The organism is Nocardioides sp. BE266 (assembly GCF_031457855.1).
In the GTDB taxonomy this organism is placed as follows: domain Bacteria; phylum Actinomycetota; class Actinomycetes; order Propionibacteriales; family Nocardioidaceae; genus Nocardioides.
Map to the genome: position 1 here is coordinate 203880 of NZ_JAURTI010000006.1, position 16520 is coordinate 220399.

Below are 16520 nucleotides of genomic sequence, written 5' to 3' on the forward strand. Positions count from 1 at the left end.
GTGTCTTCGCTGCACCGACTCGAAGGAATCCATGAAGCTGCTGCCCCAGAGCAGGGAAGCACTGGACGAGTACGCCACGGCAGCGGTCGACGACGTCGAGGTCCTGCTCCGGGTGATCGAGGGCTGGGCCGTACGCACCGTGCCCGAGTGCGTCGCGCTCAGCGTGACGCTGCTCGACGAGGACCTCACCTTCACCCTCGTCGACGACTCTGCGCCGGGCAGGTCCGACGGTGACGACGCGGGGGTGCCCGAGGACGGCGACCCGCACGCCCTCGACGAGTCGGGATGGGCCGAGATGGCCAGGGAGCGTGCCTTCGACGGGATCCGCAGCACCGTCTCGCTGCCGGTCGTCGAGGAGGGCCGGGCGGTGCTGACCATCGACCTCTACGCCTCGACCGCGCACGCGTTCCACGGTCGGCTCGACGGTCTCGTGGACGCGCTCGGAGGGTGGCAGGGCGGTGCCGTGACCAACGCCGACCTGGGCTTCGAGACCTTGCACCGGGCGGAGGAGGCACCCGAACGGCTGCGTCGCCAGCGCCTGGTCGACGTGGCGGTCGGGGTGGTCGCCGCGCGACTCGGGGTCACCACCGACGACGCGTACCTCGTCCTGTGCGAGGCGGCCGCGCGTGCCGGCGTGACCGAGGCCCAGGCCGCTCAGGTGGCGCGGACCCTCCTCGCCTGACCGAGGCAGGGACCGGCTAGCCCCGGTCGTCGTACTCGGGGTCGCCCTCGACGTCACCCGGCGTGGCCTCGTGGCCCTCGCGCCCGCGAGTGCGGCGCAGCTCCTTCATCTCCGCCTCGAAGACGTGGCGCCGCCCCTCGAGCAGCTCGTCGAGCGCGCGCTGGTGGAGCCCCTTGGCCCGGGCGTAGAAGCCGTCGTCGAACTCCTCGACCATCTGGAACGACCACATGCCCGGCAGCGGGTTGGCACCCAGGGCCTCGCGGTCGAGCGCGTCGGCGAGCTCGGTGTGCCCCGCCGCGCGCACCATCTCCGTGGCCTCCTCAAGAGTGCTCTCCGCACTCCCCATCAACCGATGGAACGCATAGAGGTGGCCGCGGGCGTCCTCGACGTGGTCCAGCGCAGCCGAGAGCTTGCCGACCGCCTCGACGGTGGCGTCGGTGACGCCGTCGGGTCGACGGTGCTCAGGCGTCGGGTGGTCGGTCATGGAGCGAGCCTCACACGGCCGCCGGGAGCGGCGCCACGCACCCTCGGGCGGACCTTCAGGACAGCGCCGGTCCGGCGTCCGGGAGGCCGCGGTCGGCCACCACCTGGGCCGCGAGGTCGCGCAGCTTGCGGTTGTCCTCCGAGGCGAGCCGGCGCAGCACGTTGAAGGCGGTCTCCTCGTCGAGCCCGTACCTCTCCATCACCATCCCGAGGGCCTGGCCGATGACCGTGCGGGACTCCAGGGCGCGGGCCAGGTGCTCGTCGTTGATGGAGCGGGCCAGCACGACGGCGGACATCGCCGCGATGGTGTGCCCGTGCAGGACGTCCTCGTCGGAGAACGCGTGGGGACGGGTCGAGTAGACGTTGAGGGCGCCCCACGAGTTGTCGGGCCGGGTGAACAGCCGGAAGCTCAGGCTCGACCGGATGCCCAGCTCCGTCACCATCGCGCGGCCCCACACGGGCCAGCGGTCGTCGGTCTCGAGGTCCTCGACGAGGACGGTCTCGTGCTCGCGGATCGCCTCACGGCAGGGGCCCTGGCCGAGGTCGTACTGCGACTCGTCGAGCTCGCGCAGCTTCTCGTTCGTGGCGGCCGGGGTGCGGATGCGGTCGCGCTCGACCAGCGACACCCCGACGAAGTCGCAGTAGTCGAAGAACTCGGGGGTGATCGCGACCATCGTCTCGAGGGTGTGCGGTGGGTCCGACTGGGCGTTCAGCTCGCGCACCGCATCGGCGAGCTGGCGCTCGAACGTGTCGCGGGTCATGGCCCTCCACCGTCCCACGGTGCCCGTCCGGCGACAAGCGCGCGGCGATTCCGCGCATGCCCCGGCCGCGCGGGGGGAACCACGGCTCATGAGGATTCCCAAGCCGCGCGGTCGCGCCAGCGAGTGGCTGCTGGCGCAGCTCACCTCCGCCGGCCGTGCCGGGCCCGCGCCCGCACCCGAGTCGTGGGACGACGAGGCCGTCTCGCTCTGGACGCTCCACGAGCTGTCCTACCGCGGCTTCGAGGACGCCGATCCCGCGGCCGAGTGGGACGCGGAGCTCCTGGTCGTGCGCCAGCGGCTCGAGGCCGCGCTGGAGGACCGGCTCCGCGGCCGCTGGCCCGGCGCCGACCCGGGTCCGGCCGACGTACCTGCTGCGCTGGAGGACCTGGTGGCCACGCATGAGGGGCCGTCGCTGGCCGACCACGTGCGGCGCCACGCCACCCGCGACCAGGTGCTCGAGATGGTCCGGCAGCGCTCGGTCTACCAGCTCAAGGAGGCCGACCCGACCACGTGGGTCGTGCCACGGCTGCCCGCCCGGGCCAAGGCGGCGCTGATGGAGCTGCAGTTCGACGAGTACGGCGACGGCGACCCGAACCGCCTGCACTCCGAGCTCTTCGCCCGGGGGATGGAGGCCGTCGGCCTCCGCCCGGAGTACGGCGCCTACGTCGACGACGCGCTGCCCGAGACCCTCGAGCTCAACAACGCGCTCTCGATGTTCGGGCTGCACCGCAGGCTCCGCGGCGCGGCGATGGGCCACCTCGCAGCCTTCGAGATGACCAGCTCGATCCCGGCGCGCAAGATCTCGCAGGGTCTCGCCCGCCTGGAGCTCAACGGGCCGATGGCGGCGTACTACGACGAGCACGTCGAGGCCGACGCGGTCCACGAGGTCCTCGCCGCGCACGCCATCTGCGGCACCCTCGCCGAGGACGAGCCGGACCAGGCCGCGGAGATCCTGTTCGGCGCCTGGACCTGCCTCGACCTCGAGGCGCGGGTGGCGTCGGCGCTCTTCTCGTCGTGGGGAATCCAGCGGTGAGCGACGAGACCTACCCGCACCCCGACGTCGTGCTGCAGCCACACGGGCCGGCGCTGGTGCGGGGCGCCACCTCGGTGCAGGCTGAGGACGGGACGGTCCACGCCGTCGAGCGTCCGGTGGTCGCGCTGTGCCGCTGCGAGAAGTCGAGCCGGCTGCCGTGGTGCGACGGCACGCACAAGGTCGTCCCGCGGCGCTGAGGCTTCCAGCCGGATCCACCCTGTGCGCGGTGTCGCGTTGATCGGCGGTCCGTCGGCTCGCTAACTTGTGCCCGACTCCAGAACACGGGTCTCAGCTGCGAATCTTGCAGGGATCTAGATTGTCGACCCACGACTCCTCGGCCGTGTTCGCGGCGCTGGCCGCCGAGCTCCAGCTCGAGCCCGACGAGGCACTCACCTCTCGCGCGATCGTCACCCGGATGCGCGAGCTCGTCCCCGAGGCCGCCCTCGTGAGCCTCACCATCCGCACTTCCCGCAACGGCCACAAGACGCTCGCCACGAGCGACCCGGTGGCGCAGGAGGCCGACGCCCTCCAGTACGCCCTGGGCGAGGGGCCGTGCGTCGAGATCACCGACACCGGCGGCTGGCTGCGCAGCGGGACGGTCGAGACCGATCCCCGCTGGCCGGTGTGGGGTCCGCGCGCCGCAGAGATGGGCGTGCGCTCCCTGCTGTCGGTCGCGGTGAACGACCGCGACGAGCCGCTCGGTGCGCTCAACCTCTACAGCGCCGAGCCCGGCGGGTTCGCCGACCGCGACGTCGTCGACCTCGCCCTGGTCTACGCCGTCCACGCCACCAACGCGCTCTCCTCGGCCCGCCGCGCGACCACGCTCCAGACGGCCGTCAGCTCGCGCCACGTCATCGGCATGGCACAGGGCATCGCGATGGAGCGCTACGGCATCGACCAGCACCAGAGCTTCGAGCTGCTGCGGCGGCTCTCGTCGACCACCAACGTCAAGCTGCGCGACGTCGCCACCCAGATCGTCGAGACGCGCGCCATCCCGCACGAGCCGACCGAGCAGGCGGTCGACTGACCGGAGGTCAGTCGACCGGGAGTGCGCCCGTCTCGAGGACGTGCTCGGCGATCAGCCCGATCTTCGTACGACGCTGGCGCGCGGCGCCGCGCAGCACCTGGAACGCGGCGACCGCGTCGAGCTGCTCCTTGGCCATCAGGTAGCCCACCCCGCGCTCGATGAGCACGCGGTAGTCGAGGGCGTACTGGAGCTGGCGGGCGAGCTCGCCGGCGGTGTGGGCGTGCAGGGCCGCGTCGAGGGTGGTCGCGATGACCTCGGCGTAGCGCTCGAGGGCGGCGACCTCGCTGTCGTCCCAGTCGTGCACGTGCTCCTGGTAGACGTCGAGCGTGCCGACGGGCACGCCGCCGAGGCGCACCGGCACCCCGAGCACCGCACGCACCGGCTGCGAGGCCAGGGTCTTGGCGAGGACCGGCCAGCGGTCGGCCTCGGCGGTGACGTCGCGGGTGGTGACGATCCGGTTCTTCACGAACGCCTCGGTGCACGGGCCCTCGCCGGCCTCGGCCTCGGTCTGCTCGAGGACCCGGCCGGGGCCGTCACTGGCGGCGGCGTAGGTGAGCACGTCCTGCTCGTCGGCGATCAGGATCCCGGCGCCGCCGACGCCGAACAGGTCGACGCACGCCTTCACCACCAGTTGGAGCGAGGAGGTGATGGTGCCGTCGTCGTCGCGGGGCTGGGTGAGCCGTCGCAGGCTCTCTGCGAGGGCGCCGTCATCGATGTTCACGGTGCCAGATCTTCCCCCGCACCCGCCCCTCGGTGCCAGCCCGACGCGGGCAGATGTCCCACGAACGAGGCGAGGAGCTCCTCGGCAGCCGCGTCCGCGGTGCCGTCGTGGATCGCGACGAGCACCCGGGCGACGCGGCGCACCTTGGTGTTGCTGTCCTGCGAGACCCGCAGCATCGTGCGCCACGCCTGCTCGGTGCTGCACCCGAAGCGTGCCGAGAGCAGGCCGATCGCCATGCCGATGTCACGCTGCGAGGCGACCGCCTCGCGCAGCTGCGCGATCTCGGTGCGCAGGGCATCGGCGGGGTGGACGGGCTCGTCGGCCGACAGGTGTGTCCCAGACATACGTCACCTTTCATGACGTCGGTCCGCGGACACAGGGCGGAGCTCGTGATCGTGCCCCGCCACATTACAGGCGGGGTCTGACAACCCCCGACGTGCACCTCCCTCGGGGTGGGTTCTTCGCGGAGGGGGCTACGGTGGAGGGGACTCCAGCCAACGGGTCGCCCGCTCCTCGCCCGAGGAGGTCCTCCAGTGCCGGAGTCCGGCTCCCGGCGCGGAAGCCCAGCTGCCTTCGACTTCGAGGGCGAGGGCGACGACGCGCGCCAGTGGCTCGACCACGCCTACGGCACCACGCTCCGGCTCACCGGCGCGATGGGCAGCGTGCGCCACAGTCGCGCCGACCACGGCGCGCTCGCCTTCGACGTCCTCCACATTGACGGGCGCATCGCCTTCGACTCCGACCCGATGCCCGCCCTCGTCGTCGTCGACCTGCTCGGCGGCACGTCGGAGTACACCCGCGACCACCGCACCGACCGCGTCCACGACGGGGACACGTTGCTGATGTCGGGCTGGGACATGCCGTTCACGGGCACCAGCGACCGCGTGGAGGTGCGTGCGACCACGCTCACCGCCGAGGTCGTCACGCAGGCCGTGGAGGACGTGGTGCTCGACTACCCCTGGGAGCACGTGTCGTTCAGCAGCTACGTGCCCCGGACTCCCGCGGCGGGCGCGCAGTGGCGGGCGACCGTCGACCAGCTCAGCCGCGACTACCCCGGCGCCCGGGCCCCACTGGCCAGGTCGGCCGCGTCGCGCCTGCTCGGGCACACGCTGCTCCAGACCTTCCCCAACAACGTCGTGACCGACGACGACCTCCGGGCGCCGACCCGCGACCTCGGTGACGTCACGTCGGCCACGCTGCGTCGGGCCGTGCGCGTCATCGAGGCCCGGGCCCACGAGGACCTGAGCATGGCCGAGCTCGCCCGCGAGTGCGGCATCACCCCGCGCGGCCTCCAGTACGCCTTCCGCCGGCACCTCGGCTGCACCCCCATGGCCTACCTGCGCCGCGTGCGGCTCGACCTGGTCCGCCAGGCGCTCCGTGACGGGTCGTCGGTGACGGTGGGGGAGGCGGCGGGTCGGTTCGGCTTCCACAACGCCGGCCGCTTCGCCACCGGCTACCGCGAGCTGTTCGACGAGAACCCCCGCGACACGCTGCACCGTTCGCACACCTGAGCGCCCGGTTCGTATTGCGGCTTTGCAACTGGTCTGGACCATGCGAGTGTGGAGGTGTCACTTGCTGGAGACCACGGCGAGCGCCACCCGCACCCGAAGGGAGCGACCCGTGGTTCCCGTGTCGATCCTCCCCGAGCCTGCCCTCGCGCCGGCTCCTTCCTCGCCCTCCTCCGACGCCCTCGTCGAGGAGAACATGCCGATCGCCCGCTCGATGGCTGCGCGCTACCGCAACCGGGGCATCGACCTCGACGACCTCGAGCAGGTCGCCCTCCTCGGTCTGACCAAGGCGGCGCGCCGCTTCGACCCCGAGGCCGGCCACGACTTCCTCTCGTACGCCGTCCCCACCGTGCGCGGCGAGCTGCGCCGCCACTTCCGTGACGCGGGCTGGATGGTCCGGCCGCCGCGCCGCGTCCAGGAGCTGCAGCGTCGCATCACCCGCGCGCAACGCGAGCTCGAGGCGAAGCTGGGCCGTTCGCCCCGGCCCAGCGAGGTCGCCGTACACCTCGAGGCGGACCTCTCCGACGTCGTCGAGGCGCTCTCGGCCGACGGCTGCTTCACGCCCACCTCGCTCGACGGCGCCGTCGGGGACGGCACCTCGACGCTGGGCGACCTGCTCGGCTCCGAGGACCGTGAGATCGAGTCCGCGGAGGCACGCGTCGTGCTCCGGCCCGTCGTACGACGCCTCTCCGACCGCGACCAGCGCATCGTCCGGCTGCGCTTCGTCGACGAGTGCACCCAGCAGGAGATCGCCGAGGACATCGGGCTCACCCAGGCCCAGGTGTCCCGCGTGCTGACCCGGATCCTCGCCGACCTGAAGGAGCGGCTCGTCGAGCCGACGCCCGCCGCCTGAGGGCGGATCGGGCATGCTGGCCGCATGCGCTTCACCGAGCACGAGCTGACCGTCACCGTCACGGCCGCCGCGAAGATCGTGGCCGCAGGCAAGGCGCGCCGCCGCGCCAAGGACGACGAGGCCTGGGAGGCGATGAGCAAGATCGACCGCTACCACCTCCTCGAGGCCGTCGGCAGCCAGGTGCTCCCGGTGATGCTCGCCCTGCCCGACATCGAGGTCGCGGCCGGCACCCGCCCCACGTTCACCGATGCGCAGGTGGCGACCGCGGTGGAGGAGACCCTCGGCGAGACCGGCGTCGGCCGGTTGCGCCAGAAGGTGGCGGTCGCAGCGCGCGTGACCCTCGTGCGAACGGCGCTCGCGCAGCTGCCGGTGCGCCAGGACCCCGACGCGCTCATCGTCCCCGACCGCCTCTGAGCCTGCTCCGGCGCCTGCTTCCCGCTCCCTGAGGAACCTGAGGAGGGCGCTCAGGAACGGTGCGTACGGTCGAGCGCGATGACTCACACGATCCGCACCCACCGGCCTGCCCGGACCACCGTCGGCGCCCTCGCGGCCGCCGCCCTCCTGACCCTCACCGCCTGCAACGCCGGCGGGGACGACGACTCCAAGGCGTCGGACGACTCCTCCGCGTCGGCCGACCCGTCCGCCAGCTCCTCGGCCGACGCCGCGGCCGAGCCCGACCTCGACGGCATCCCCGACGTGGTCGCCGAGGTCAACGGCGAGGAGGTCACCAAGGACGAGTTCGTCCCGATCTACGAGGTGGCCTTCCAGCAGGCCACCAGCCAGGCCCAGATGGGCGGCCAGGCCCCCGACGAGGACGCCCTGAAGAAGCAGACCGTCGACGAGCTCGTCGACACCGAGCTGCTCTCCCAGGAGGCCGACTCGCGCGGCATCGAGGTCAGCGACGACGACGTCGACGCCGAGCTCGAGACCCTGGCGAAGCAGAACCAGATGGGCTCGGCCGAGGAGCTCCTCAAGGCCGTCGAGAAGCAGGGCATGAGCGAGGACCAGGCGCGCTCGCAGGTCGAGACCCAGGTCATGGTCGAGCAGCTCGCGGCCGACGAGGACGGGTCGATCGACCCGACCGAGAAGGAGCTCCGCGCGCTCTACGCCCAGGCCAAGAAGCAGCAGGCGCAGTCCGGCCAGAAGGGGCAGAAGATCCCGCCCTTCGCCCAGGTGCACGACCAGCTCGAGGAGCAGGCCCGCTCCGAGCAGGTCGGCAAGGTCGCCGAGTCGCTGCTGAAGGACCTCCGCAAGGACGCGGACATCACGATCAACCTCTGAGCACAGCGCGGCGCCCCACCCCCAAGGAGGTGGGGCGCCGCTTTCTTTACCCGGGCGAGGTCGACCTACCGCAAATCGATCATGCGCACAGCAGGCTCACAGGTCTACGACTGCGGTAGGTCGCGGGCGGATCCGGTCCGCGACCGGCCAACCACACCACCGCGGGTCGATTCTCGGTAGGGCTTGCTGACGCTCGTGAGCGAGGCACCATGTCCAGGACTGTCGCGTGGATCGCCTCCCTGCTGGTCGTCTCAGGTCTCGCCCTCGTGCCAGCGCCCGCCGGTGCTGCCCCGGGTGCCCCTGTCATCACCGGTCATCCCACTGCGACGGTCGAGACGCCGTACGCCGCGTTCACGTTCGACGCGCCCGGCTCGACGTCGTACGACTGCCGGGTGTTCGCCGCCGGCACACCGGCCGGATCGCGGCCGGCGTACGCCGACTGCGGCGTCACCGGAAGTCACCTGACCAGCGCGCTGGCCGATGGCGACTGGACCTTCGAGGTGCGCGGCCGCGACGGCAGCGGGGCCGGTCCGAGCTCGACGCGAGACTGGACGGTCACCTCCGTCCCGGTCGTGCAGTGGGTCGTCGAGCCGGCGGGCAGCTATGCCGCCCGCGTCGTGTCGGCCACGTTCTCCGCCGCCGGCGCCGCGTCGTTCGAGTGCCGGCTGGACGGCGGGCCGTATGCGTCCTGCGGAACCGGCCGCGACGGCTACTGGACCTCCACCCAGCTCCCCTCGGGTCCGCACACCCTGCAGGTGCGGGCGATCCGCGGCTCGGTCCCCGGGCCAGTGGCGACGGCCACGTTCACGGTCGCCGACCCGCTCGGCATCTCGTGGCGCGAGGAGCCGGCGGACGTGACCGATGGGCGGACCGTCTCGGCGCGCTTCGTCGCCGCGGGCGCGAGCCAGTACGAGTGCCGGCTGGTGCGCACGGACCCGCTGCCGGACCCGCTTCCGGGGCTCAGCTCGTGCGGCAACGGTCGCGACGGCGTGTGGACCAGCCCCGAGCTCGAGGACGGCGCCTGGCGCCTCGACGTCCGGGCGATCGACGGGGCAGAGGCCGGGTCGGTCGCCTCGAGCGCGTTCGTGGTGGCGGTCGACGGCTCCGTCGACTGGGTCTCGCGCCCGGGGGCGACCATCGACGGCCGCGTCGTGTCGGCCACGTTCCGGGCACCCGGCGTGCACGGCTACCAGTGCCGGGCCTTCCTCACCGATCCCGTCCCGGCGACGCTGCCGGACTTCGCGTCGTGCGGCAACGGCCAGCAGGGGTCGTGGACCTCGCCGATCCTCGAGGACGGTGCCTGGCGGCTCGAGGTGCGCCCGCAGGACGGCCAGGGAGCTCGACCGGTCGTCTCCACCGACTTCACGATCGCTCCGCAACGACAGGTGACCTGGGAGGTGCGACCGGCGGGAACCCTCGCGGGGACGGCGTACGCCGCCGCCTTCCGGTCGTCCGGCGCCCAGAGCCACCAGTGCCGCCTCGACGACGGTGACTGGCAGGCCTGCGGGTCCGGCGCCGAGGGCCACGTGACGGGCTCGGCCGCAGCGGGCGCCCACCAGCTCGACGTACGAGGAGTGGACACGACCGGCCCCGGGCCGATCGCCTCGACCACGTTCACCCTGGTCCCCGCGACGGGGTCGTCCACCAGCACCGACATCGTCGTCGGTCCCCAGGGCACGATCGGCAGCTCGTGGGCGGCCTTCGCCTGGATCGCCGAGGACGTCGACTGCTTCCGGTGGCAGCTCGACGGCGCCGACGACGACCTCTCGAGCCAGTCCTGCTACAGCCCGAACGGCAACGGCACCTACGCCGTCGCGCAGACCTTCGGGACCCTGGTCGACGGGCCCCACACGCTCCGGGTGCAGGCGCGCTCCACGAGCGGTGACTTCGGGGCGGTCACGACGCGCACGTTCACGGTCGACACCTCGGACCTGACCCGTCCGCAGCTCACCTCCGGGGTGTCCGGCACCATCGCGACGCCGTGGGCGGCCTTCTCGTGGGCGTCTGCCGGTGCGGACTGCTTCCGGTGGGAGATGGACGGCGCCGACGACGACCTGGGGACGCAGTCCTGCTACTCGCCGAGCGGTAACGGCGCGTACGCGCTCGGGCAGGCGTTCGGCCCGCTCGAGGACGGCGTGCACGTGCTCCGGGTCCAGGGCAGGTCGGACGCCGGCGCGTTCGGGTCGGTGACGACCCGCACCTTCACGGTGGACGCCTCCGACGCCACCCGTCCGCGGTTCACCAGCGGCCCGGCGCAGGGCTCGACCGTGCCCGGCCCTGCGGCGGCGTACTCCTGGACCGCCGACCAGGCCGACTGCTTCCGCTGGGAGCTCGACGGCGCCGACGACGACCTCTCGACCCAGTCCTGCTACAGCCCGAACGGCAACGGCGCCTACGCGCGCGTGCAGGCCTTCGCCAACCTGACGGACGGGACGCACACGGTGCGGGTGCAGGGCCGCACGGTGGCGGGCACCTTCGGGCCCGTCGTCACCCGCACCTTCACGGTGGACACAGCGCTCGGCGCACGGCCGCGCTTCGTCTCGGGCCCGGCCGACGACGCGACCATCCCGACCGCGGCGGCGGCCTTCTCGTGGACCGCTGACGAGGCGGAGTGCTTCCGCTGGGTGCTCGACGGTGCGGAGGCGGACCTCGACAACCAGTCCTGCTACAGCCCGACCGGCAACGGCGCCTACGCCCAGGCACAGGCCTTCGCGTCCCTCGCCGACGGCGTGCACCGGGTGCGGGTGCAGGGCAGGTCGTTCGCGGGCACGTTCGGGCCCGTCACCACGCGCACCTTCCGGGTCAACAGCGCCCCGTGGGTGACGGTCTCGTCGCGGCCGCGGCAGGTCCTGCCCACCGGGACCGCGGCCATGGCGTGGTCGGCCCCGGGGGCGGACTGCTTCCGCTGGGAGCTCGACGGCGCGGACGACGACCTGGGCAGCCAGTCGTGCTACGACCCCCTCGGCAACGGCGCGTACGCCCAGGAGCAGGCCTTCACCGGGCTGGGTGACGGCGCGCACCTGCTGCGGGTGCAGGCGCGATCCACCGGCGGCGCGTTCGGGCCCGTGACCTCCGTGCCGTTCACGGTGGAGACCAAGGCACCCGAGACCGCGATCACCGCCGGTCCGACGGGCTTCGTGTCCTCGACGGGCGCCACCTTCACCTTCGTCGCCGACGAGACGGCGACGTTCGAGTGCAGCCTCGATGGTGCTGTGTACGTCGCCTGCTCCACGCCCCACGTGCTGTCCGGGCTCGCGCAGGGGGACCACACCTTCGCCGTCCGTGCGGTCGACCTCGCCGGCAAGACCGACGCGACGGCCGCCACGCGCTCGTGGACCGTCGACACCGTCGACCCGACCGTGATCGACCTGACCGGCCCCTCCGGCGTCGTCGTCGACCCCGACTTCGCCGCCGTGCTGAGCTACCAGGCCGACGAGCCGGCGACCTTCGAGTGCCGCCTGGTGCCGGGGGCGTTCGTGCCCTGCGGCACCAGCGTGTCGTACGACGGCCTGCCGGACGGCGACTACCGCTTCGAGGTGCGGGCCGTCGACCGCGCCGGCAACCCCAGCGCAGTCGCGTCCCGCGAGTGGACGCTGGTCACCGACCCGCCGGAGACGACGATCACCGCCGCACCGTCCGGCCGTGTGTCCTCGACGTCCGCGTCGATCTCGTTCACCTCGCCGGACAGCCCCGTCACCTTCGAGTGTCAGGTCGACGGGGCGGCGTACGCGGCGTGCGCCAGCCCGCTCCAGCTCACCGGTCTCGGCCAGGGCTCGCACACCGTCCGGGTGCGTGCGGTGATCCAGGGCTCGCTCCGCGACCCGTCCCCGGCCGAGGCGACGTGGAGCGTCGACACGGTCGGCCCGACCACCACGATCACCTCCGGTCCGTCCGGGACGGTGGGCGCCGGACCGTCGTCCTTCACGTTCACCGCGAACGAGCCGGCCACCTTCACCTGCCGGCTCGACGGTGGGGCGCCCTATGCGTGCTCGTCGCCCGACAACCTCGGCGCCGTCGGCTCCGGGTCGCACACGTTCCGGGTCCGCGCCACCGACGCCGCCGGCAACCAGGGAACGGAGGCCACCCGCACGTGGGTCGTGGACGCGGTCGCACCGGTGGTGACGATCACCGGCCAGCCGGCTGCGATCGCCCAGGGCACCACCGGCACGGTCACCTTCATCGTCGACGACGCGACCGCGACCGTGCAGTGCCGCCTGGACGGTGGGGCCTGGGCCGGGTGCTCGTCACCCGAGACCCGCGCCGGGCTGGCCGAGGGGACCCATGTCCTCGAGGTGCGGGCCACCGACCCCGCGGGCAACGTCTCCGACATCGTCTCCGCCACGTGGCGCGTCGACACGACCGCACCGGTCGTCACGATCACCAGCGGGCCGACCGGCTCGATCACCACCGCGAGCGCGACCCTCGGGTTCACCGTCAGCGAGTCGGCCGACACGTTCTGCCGGGTCGACGCCGGCCCCTTCGCGCCCTGCACGTCGCCGCACGCCTTCACCGGTCTCGCCGACGGCACGCGGACCCTGCAGATCCGGGCGACCGACGCAGCAGGCAACACGGGACCGATCGCGGAGCGGGTGCTGGTGGTCGACACCGTCGCGCCGACGGTCACGATCACGGGCGGCCCCACCGGCACGGTCAGCCAGACGAGCGCGACGCTGACCTTCACCGTCGACGAGTCCCCGGTGACCACCCAGTGCAGCCTCGACGGTGCGGCCTTCGTGGCGTGCTCCAGCCCGGTCACCTACAACGGCCTCGACCAGGGTGCCCACACCGTGCGGGTCCGGGCGACCGACGCGGCGGGCAACACGGGCCCGAGCGCCTCGCGGACCTGGACGGTGGACACGCCCGAGCCCGAGACCACCATCGACAACAGCCCCGGCTCGCCGAGCAACGACACGACGCCGACCTTCACCTTCAGCTCCGACACGGCCGGCGCGACCTTCGAGTGCCGGCTCGACGGTGCCGCGGCCTTCACCTCATGCGCCACCGGCGTCGAGGTCGGTCCGCTGGCGGACGGCTCGCACACCTTCCGCGTGCGGGCCGTGGCGGCCGGGCTGGCCGACCCGACGCCGGCGACGTACACCTGGACAGTGGACGCGACGGCACCTGTCGTCACGGTCACGCAGCGGCCCACGGGCGTCACGAGCGTCGCGGGCAGCAGGTTCGTCTTCACGGTCAGCGAGCCGGGCACGGTGGAGTGCCAGGTCGACGGCGGTGCGTGGCAGGCCTGCGCCAGCCCCTTCGACCCGGTCCTGGCCGACGGAGCCCACACGGTCCGCATCCGTGCGACCGACGCGGCCGGCAACGTCGGGCAGACCGCGGTGATGTCGTGGACGGTGGACGGCACCGAGCCCGACGTGGTGATCACCTCCGGCCCCTCGGGCAACCACGCCAGCCGGACCGCGACCTACACGTGGACCGTCGACGACGTGACGGCCACCGTCGAGTGCCTGCTCGACGGTGGCACCTGGGAGCCGTGCTCGGGCTCCCTGACCTTCAACGGGCTCGCTGACGGTCCGCACTCCTTCTCCGTGCGGGCGACGGACGGGGCGGGCAACCGGGGCGCCGAGGGCAGGAACTTCTTCGTCGACGCCACGCCGCCGGTCGTCACCTTCACCGACGGCCCCTCGCCCGCCACGACGGCCCGCACGGCACACCTGGTCTTCTCCGTCGACGACCCCGGCGCGACCCTGACCTGTTGGCTGGACGGGGTCTCCCACCTGCCGTGCTCCTCGCCTGTCGACCTCGCCGGATTCGCCGACGGGTCCCACAGCTTCCGTGTCGAGGCCACGGACTCGTTCGGCAATGCGGGTGTGGCGACCCGCGCGTGGGTCGTCGACAACACCCCGCCCACGGTCACCATCACGGCCGGGCCGTCGGGGACGGTGACCACCGCCGACGTGTCGTTCTCGTTCGTGGCCGACGACGCTCCGGCGACGTACGAGTGCCGGATGGACAACGCCGCCTTCGGTGCCTGCCCGTCGCCGCGTGGCTTCAACGACCTCCCGGCGGGTCCGCACCGCTTCGAGGTGCGCGCCACCAACGGCGCCGGCCTGACCGGCCCCGCCGCGGGACGTGACTTCATCGTGGCGGTCCAGGGCGACCCGGACCTGGCCCTCACCCTGGCCGCACGTACGACGAGCGGTACGGCACTCACCTCGACCGGGCTGGGCGACGACTTCGTCCTCAGGGCGACCGTGACCAACCGCGGTCCGGCCTCCTCGGAGAACACGGTGGTCACCGTGCCGTTGTCGAGCGACCTCACCCTGGCCGGGACGCTGCCGGGCGGGTGCACCTCGCCCGACGCTGACGGCCCCGTCACGTGCGCGGTCGGGTCGGTCGCTGCGGGCGCGAGCACGACGCTCGACCTGAGGGTCGACGCCTCGTTCACCTGCACGGTCTGGGGCGACTCGGGCAACCAGACTGGACCGGCCGGCAATCTTCTTGGCACCACCGGGAACGACGTCATCTGCGGTGGCGGGGGCGGGGACGAGATCCTCGGCAGGGGCGGCGACGACGTGGTCTGGGGCTATGGCCCGACGGGCACCGTGACGACCCCCGCGTCCGTGGCGTACGGCCCCGGTGCCCGCACCGCGACGGCCCCCGCGGTGTCCGTCGTCGTCGCAGGCGCCGACGGTGGGGACACCATCACCACCGCGCAGGGCAACGACAGGGTCGTGGCCGGAGGCGGCGCCGACGTGGTCACCACCGGCGCCGGGACGGACACGGTCGCCGGCGACGACGGTGACGACCGCATCGACACCGGCACCGGTGCCAGCACCGTGAACGGTGGCCCGGGCGCCGACACGATCATCGGGGGCGCGGCGATCGACGACGTCAACGGCGGTGACGGCAACGACACCATCTCGACCGGAGAGTCGGCCGACGCGGTGGACGGGGCGGCCGGGGACGACACGATCGACGCGGGTGCCGGCGCCAACACGGTGCGCGGCGGCACCGGCGCCGACCGGATCTCCTCCTCGTCGGGGACGATCCTGGGCGAGGACGGCAACGACACCATCTCGGGGACCGTGGGCTCCGTCGACGGCGGCACCGGCAACGACGACGTGTCCTCGACCAACGGCCCCGTCAGCGGCGGTGCCGGAGACGACACGATTAGCCAGACGGTGGGAACGGTCAGCGGCGGTCCCGGCGACGACACGATCAACGGCACGACGGGCCTGGTCAACGGCGACGACGGCAACGACCGGATCACTGGTACCGCGGGTGCCGACACGATCAACGGTGGAGGCGGCGAGGACGTGATCAGCGCCGGCGCGGGCAACGACGTCGTCGACGGCGGTGACCTGACCGACCAGCTGCGCGGCGACGCGGGCGACGACCGGATCGCCGGCAGCTTCGGCGGCGACGCGATCTGGGGAGGCGACGGCAACGACACCCTGTCGGGCAACACCGGCGACGACACCGTCCGGGGCGAGGCAGGCAACGACACGGTCAACGGCGACGAGGGGGCCGACACGCTCTGGGGCGGGACCGGCGACGACCTGATCTCGGGTGGCATCCTCGCGGACACGATCTTCGGCGAGTCGGGCGACGACCAGGTCCGGGGCAACGACGGCCCGGACACCCTGTCCGGCGGCGGTGGGGACGACCTCCTCGACGGCGGCACGGCCGTCGACGAGATCGACGGCGATGCCGGGGACGACGACATCTCCGGCGGCAACGGCGAGGACGTGCTGCGTGGCCAGGACGGCGACGACCTGATGAGCGGCGGAGCGAGCGCCGACAAGATCCTCGGTGGCACCGGCCACGACTACCTCGACGGCGATGCCGGGGACGACGACATGAACGGTGGCCTGGGCCGCGACGTCGTACGCGGCGGGGCCGGGAACGACGACCTGGACGGCGGCGGGACCTCGGCGTCCAAGCAGGCCGCGCCCCGCGACCACTGGAACCGGCTGTACGGCGACGCCGGTCGCGACGACTGTCGCTTCGGTCCGGGCCTGGGCGCGCAGATGACCAACTACCGCGACAACACGTGCGAGCTCCGCGGTGGCTCCGCCAACCCCGGTCAGGGATGGCTCAACGGCTCGGCGGTACGGCTCGACCGCGGGCGGAACCTGAGGGGGTATCCCGGCTGATCGGCCCGGGGCCGAGTTCTCGTTGTTCACCTCGCGTAGGCACGCGAGGCACTA

General features: G+C 72.9%; 13 protein-coding genes. 9 read left to right on the forward strand and 4 right to left on the reverse strand.

The features are described 5' to 3' along the window. Window positions 1-31: 31 nt before the first annotated feature. Window positions 32-682, forward strand: coding sequence for an ANTAR domain-containing protein (locus tag J2X46_RS18990; RefSeq protein ID WP_310253340.1), 651 nt, complete (start codon window positions 32-34; stop codon window positions 680-682). Window positions 683-698: 16 nt separating this feature from the next. On the opposite strand, the gene J2X46_RS18995 is transcribed toward J2X46_RS18990, so the two are convergent. Next, the gene (locus tag J2X46_RS18995; RefSeq protein ID WP_310253342.1) at window positions 699-1166 is read right to left on the reverse strand and encodes a hypothetical protein; all 468 of its coding nucleotides are present in this window, start codon (window positions 1164-1166) and stop codon (window positions 699-701) included. A 55-nt stretch (window positions 1167-1221) separates the two neighbouring features. Continuing rightward, a complete protein-coding gene (locus J2X46_RS19000) occupies window positions 1222-1926 on the reverse strand; it encodes an ANTAR domain-containing protein (protein ID WP_310253344.1) in 705 nt (234 codons plus the stop codon). Window positions 1927-2014: 88 nt separating this feature from the next. Here J2X46_RS19000 and J2X46_RS19005 point away from each other — a divergent pair, with 88 nt between their 5' ends. The 3 genes from J2X46_RS19005 to J2X46_RS19015 all read left to right on the forward strand — a co-directional run bounded on the left by J2X46_RS19005 (window position 2015) and on the right by J2X46_RS19015 (window position 3986). Continuing rightward, on the forward strand, window positions 2015-2959 hold the full coding sequence (locus tag J2X46_RS19005; RefSeq protein WP_310253345.1) for an iron-containing redox enzyme family protein: 945 nt from the start codon (window positions 2015-2017) through the stop codon (window positions 2957-2959). Beyond that, the gene (locus J2X46_RS19010; protein ID WP_310253346.1) at window positions 2956-3156 is read left to right on the forward strand and encodes a CDGSH iron-sulfur domain-containing protein; all 201 of its coding nucleotides are present in this window, start codon (window positions 2956-2958) and stop codon (window positions 3154-3156) included. Before J2X46_RS19005 ends, J2X46_RS19010 begins: the two co-directional genes overlap by 4 nt. A 119-nt stretch (window positions 3157-3275) precedes the next feature. Then, the gene (locus J2X46_RS19015; protein ID WP_310253348.1) at window positions 3276-3986 is read left to right on the forward strand and encodes a GAF and ANTAR domain-containing protein; all 711 of its coding nucleotides are present in this window, start codon (window positions 3276-3278) and stop codon (window positions 3984-3986) included. 7 nt (window positions 3987-3993) lie between these two features. On the opposite strand, the gene J2X46_RS19020 is transcribed toward J2X46_RS19015, so the two are convergent. Beyond that, window positions 3994-4707: a GAF and ANTAR domain-containing protein gene (locus J2X46_RS19020; RefSeq protein WP_310253350.1), complete on the reverse strand. Its 714-nt coding sequence runs from the start codon at window positions 4705-4707 to the stop codon at window positions 3994-3996. Next, window positions 4704-5051 carry an ANTAR domain-containing protein gene (locus tag J2X46_RS19025; protein ID WP_310253352.1) on the reverse strand — a complete coding sequence of 116 codons (348 nt, stop codon included), beginning with the start codon at window positions 5049-5051 and terminating at the stop codon, window positions 4704-4706. The genes J2X46_RS19020 and J2X46_RS19025 overlap by 4 nt, the downstream gene beginning before the upstream one ends. A 189-nt stretch (window positions 5052-5240) precedes the next feature. Here J2X46_RS19025 and J2X46_RS19030 point away from each other — a divergent pair, with 189 nt between their 5' ends. From J2X46_RS19030 to J2X46_RS19050, 5 genes are all read left to right on the forward strand, one after another. Then, window positions 5241-6218, forward strand: coding sequence for an AraC family transcriptional regulator (locus J2X46_RS19030; protein WP_310253354.1), 978 nt, complete (start codon window positions 5241-5243; stop codon window positions 6216-6218). A gap of 109 nt (window positions 6219-6327) precedes the next feature. After that, on the forward strand, window positions 6328-7068 hold the full coding sequence (locus J2X46_RS19035) for a SigB/SigF/SigG family RNA polymerase sigma factor (RefSeq protein WP_310253356.1): 741 nt from the start codon (window positions 6328-6330) through the stop codon (window positions 7066-7068). Between the two features lie 24 nt (window positions 7069-7092). Beyond that, on the forward strand, window positions 7093-7482 hold the full coding sequence (locus tag J2X46_RS19040; protein ID WP_310253358.1) for a hypothetical protein: 390 nt from the start codon (window positions 7093-7095) through the stop codon (window positions 7480-7482). A gap of 78 nt (window positions 7483-7560) precedes the next feature. Further along, complete coding sequence (locus J2X46_RS19045) at window positions 7561-8349, forward strand: SurA N-terminal domain-containing protein (RefSeq protein ID WP_310253360.1); 789 nt, start codon at window positions 7561-7563, stop codon at window positions 8347-8349. Between the two features lie 209 nt (window positions 8350-8558). Further along, window positions 8559-16466, forward strand: coding sequence for a hypothetical protein (locus tag J2X46_RS19050; protein ID WP_310253361.1), 7908 nt, complete (start codon window positions 8559-8561; stop codon window positions 16464-16466). The last annotated feature ends 54 nt before the right edge of the window (window positions 16467-16520 follow it).

Coding starts and splice junctions, on each gene's coding strand:
- J2X46_RS19000 (WP_310253344.1), bottom strand. CDS start 1,926: ATGACCCGCGACACGTTCGAGCGCCAGCTCGCCGATGCGGTGCGCGAG.
- J2X46_RS18995 (WP_310253342.1), bottom strand. CDS start 1,166: ATGACCGACCACCCGACGCCTGAGCACCGTCGACCCGACGGCGTCACC.
- J2X46_RS18990 (WP_310253340.1), top strand. CDS start 32: ATGAAGCTGCTGCCCCAGAGCAGGGAAGCACTGGACGAGTACGCCACG.
- J2X46_RS19040 (WP_310253358.1), top strand. CDS start 7,093: ATGCGCTTCACCGAGCACGAGCTGACCGTCACCGTCACGGCCGCCGCG.
- J2X46_RS19025 (WP_310253352.1), bottom strand. CDS start 5,051: ATGTCTGGGACACACCTGTCGGCCGACGAGCCCGTCCACCCCGCCGAT.
- J2X46_RS19050 (WP_310253361.1), top strand. CDS start 8,559: ATGTCCAGGACTGTCGCGTGGATCGCCTCCCTGCTGGTCGTCTCAGGT.
- J2X46_RS19045 (WP_310253360.1), top strand. CDS start 7,561: ATGACTCACACGATCCGCACCCACCGGCCTGCCCGGACCACCGTCGGC.
- J2X46_RS19005 (WP_310253345.1), top strand. CDS start 2,015: ATGAGGATTCCCAAGCCGCGCGGTCGCGCCAGCGAGTGGCTGCTGGCG.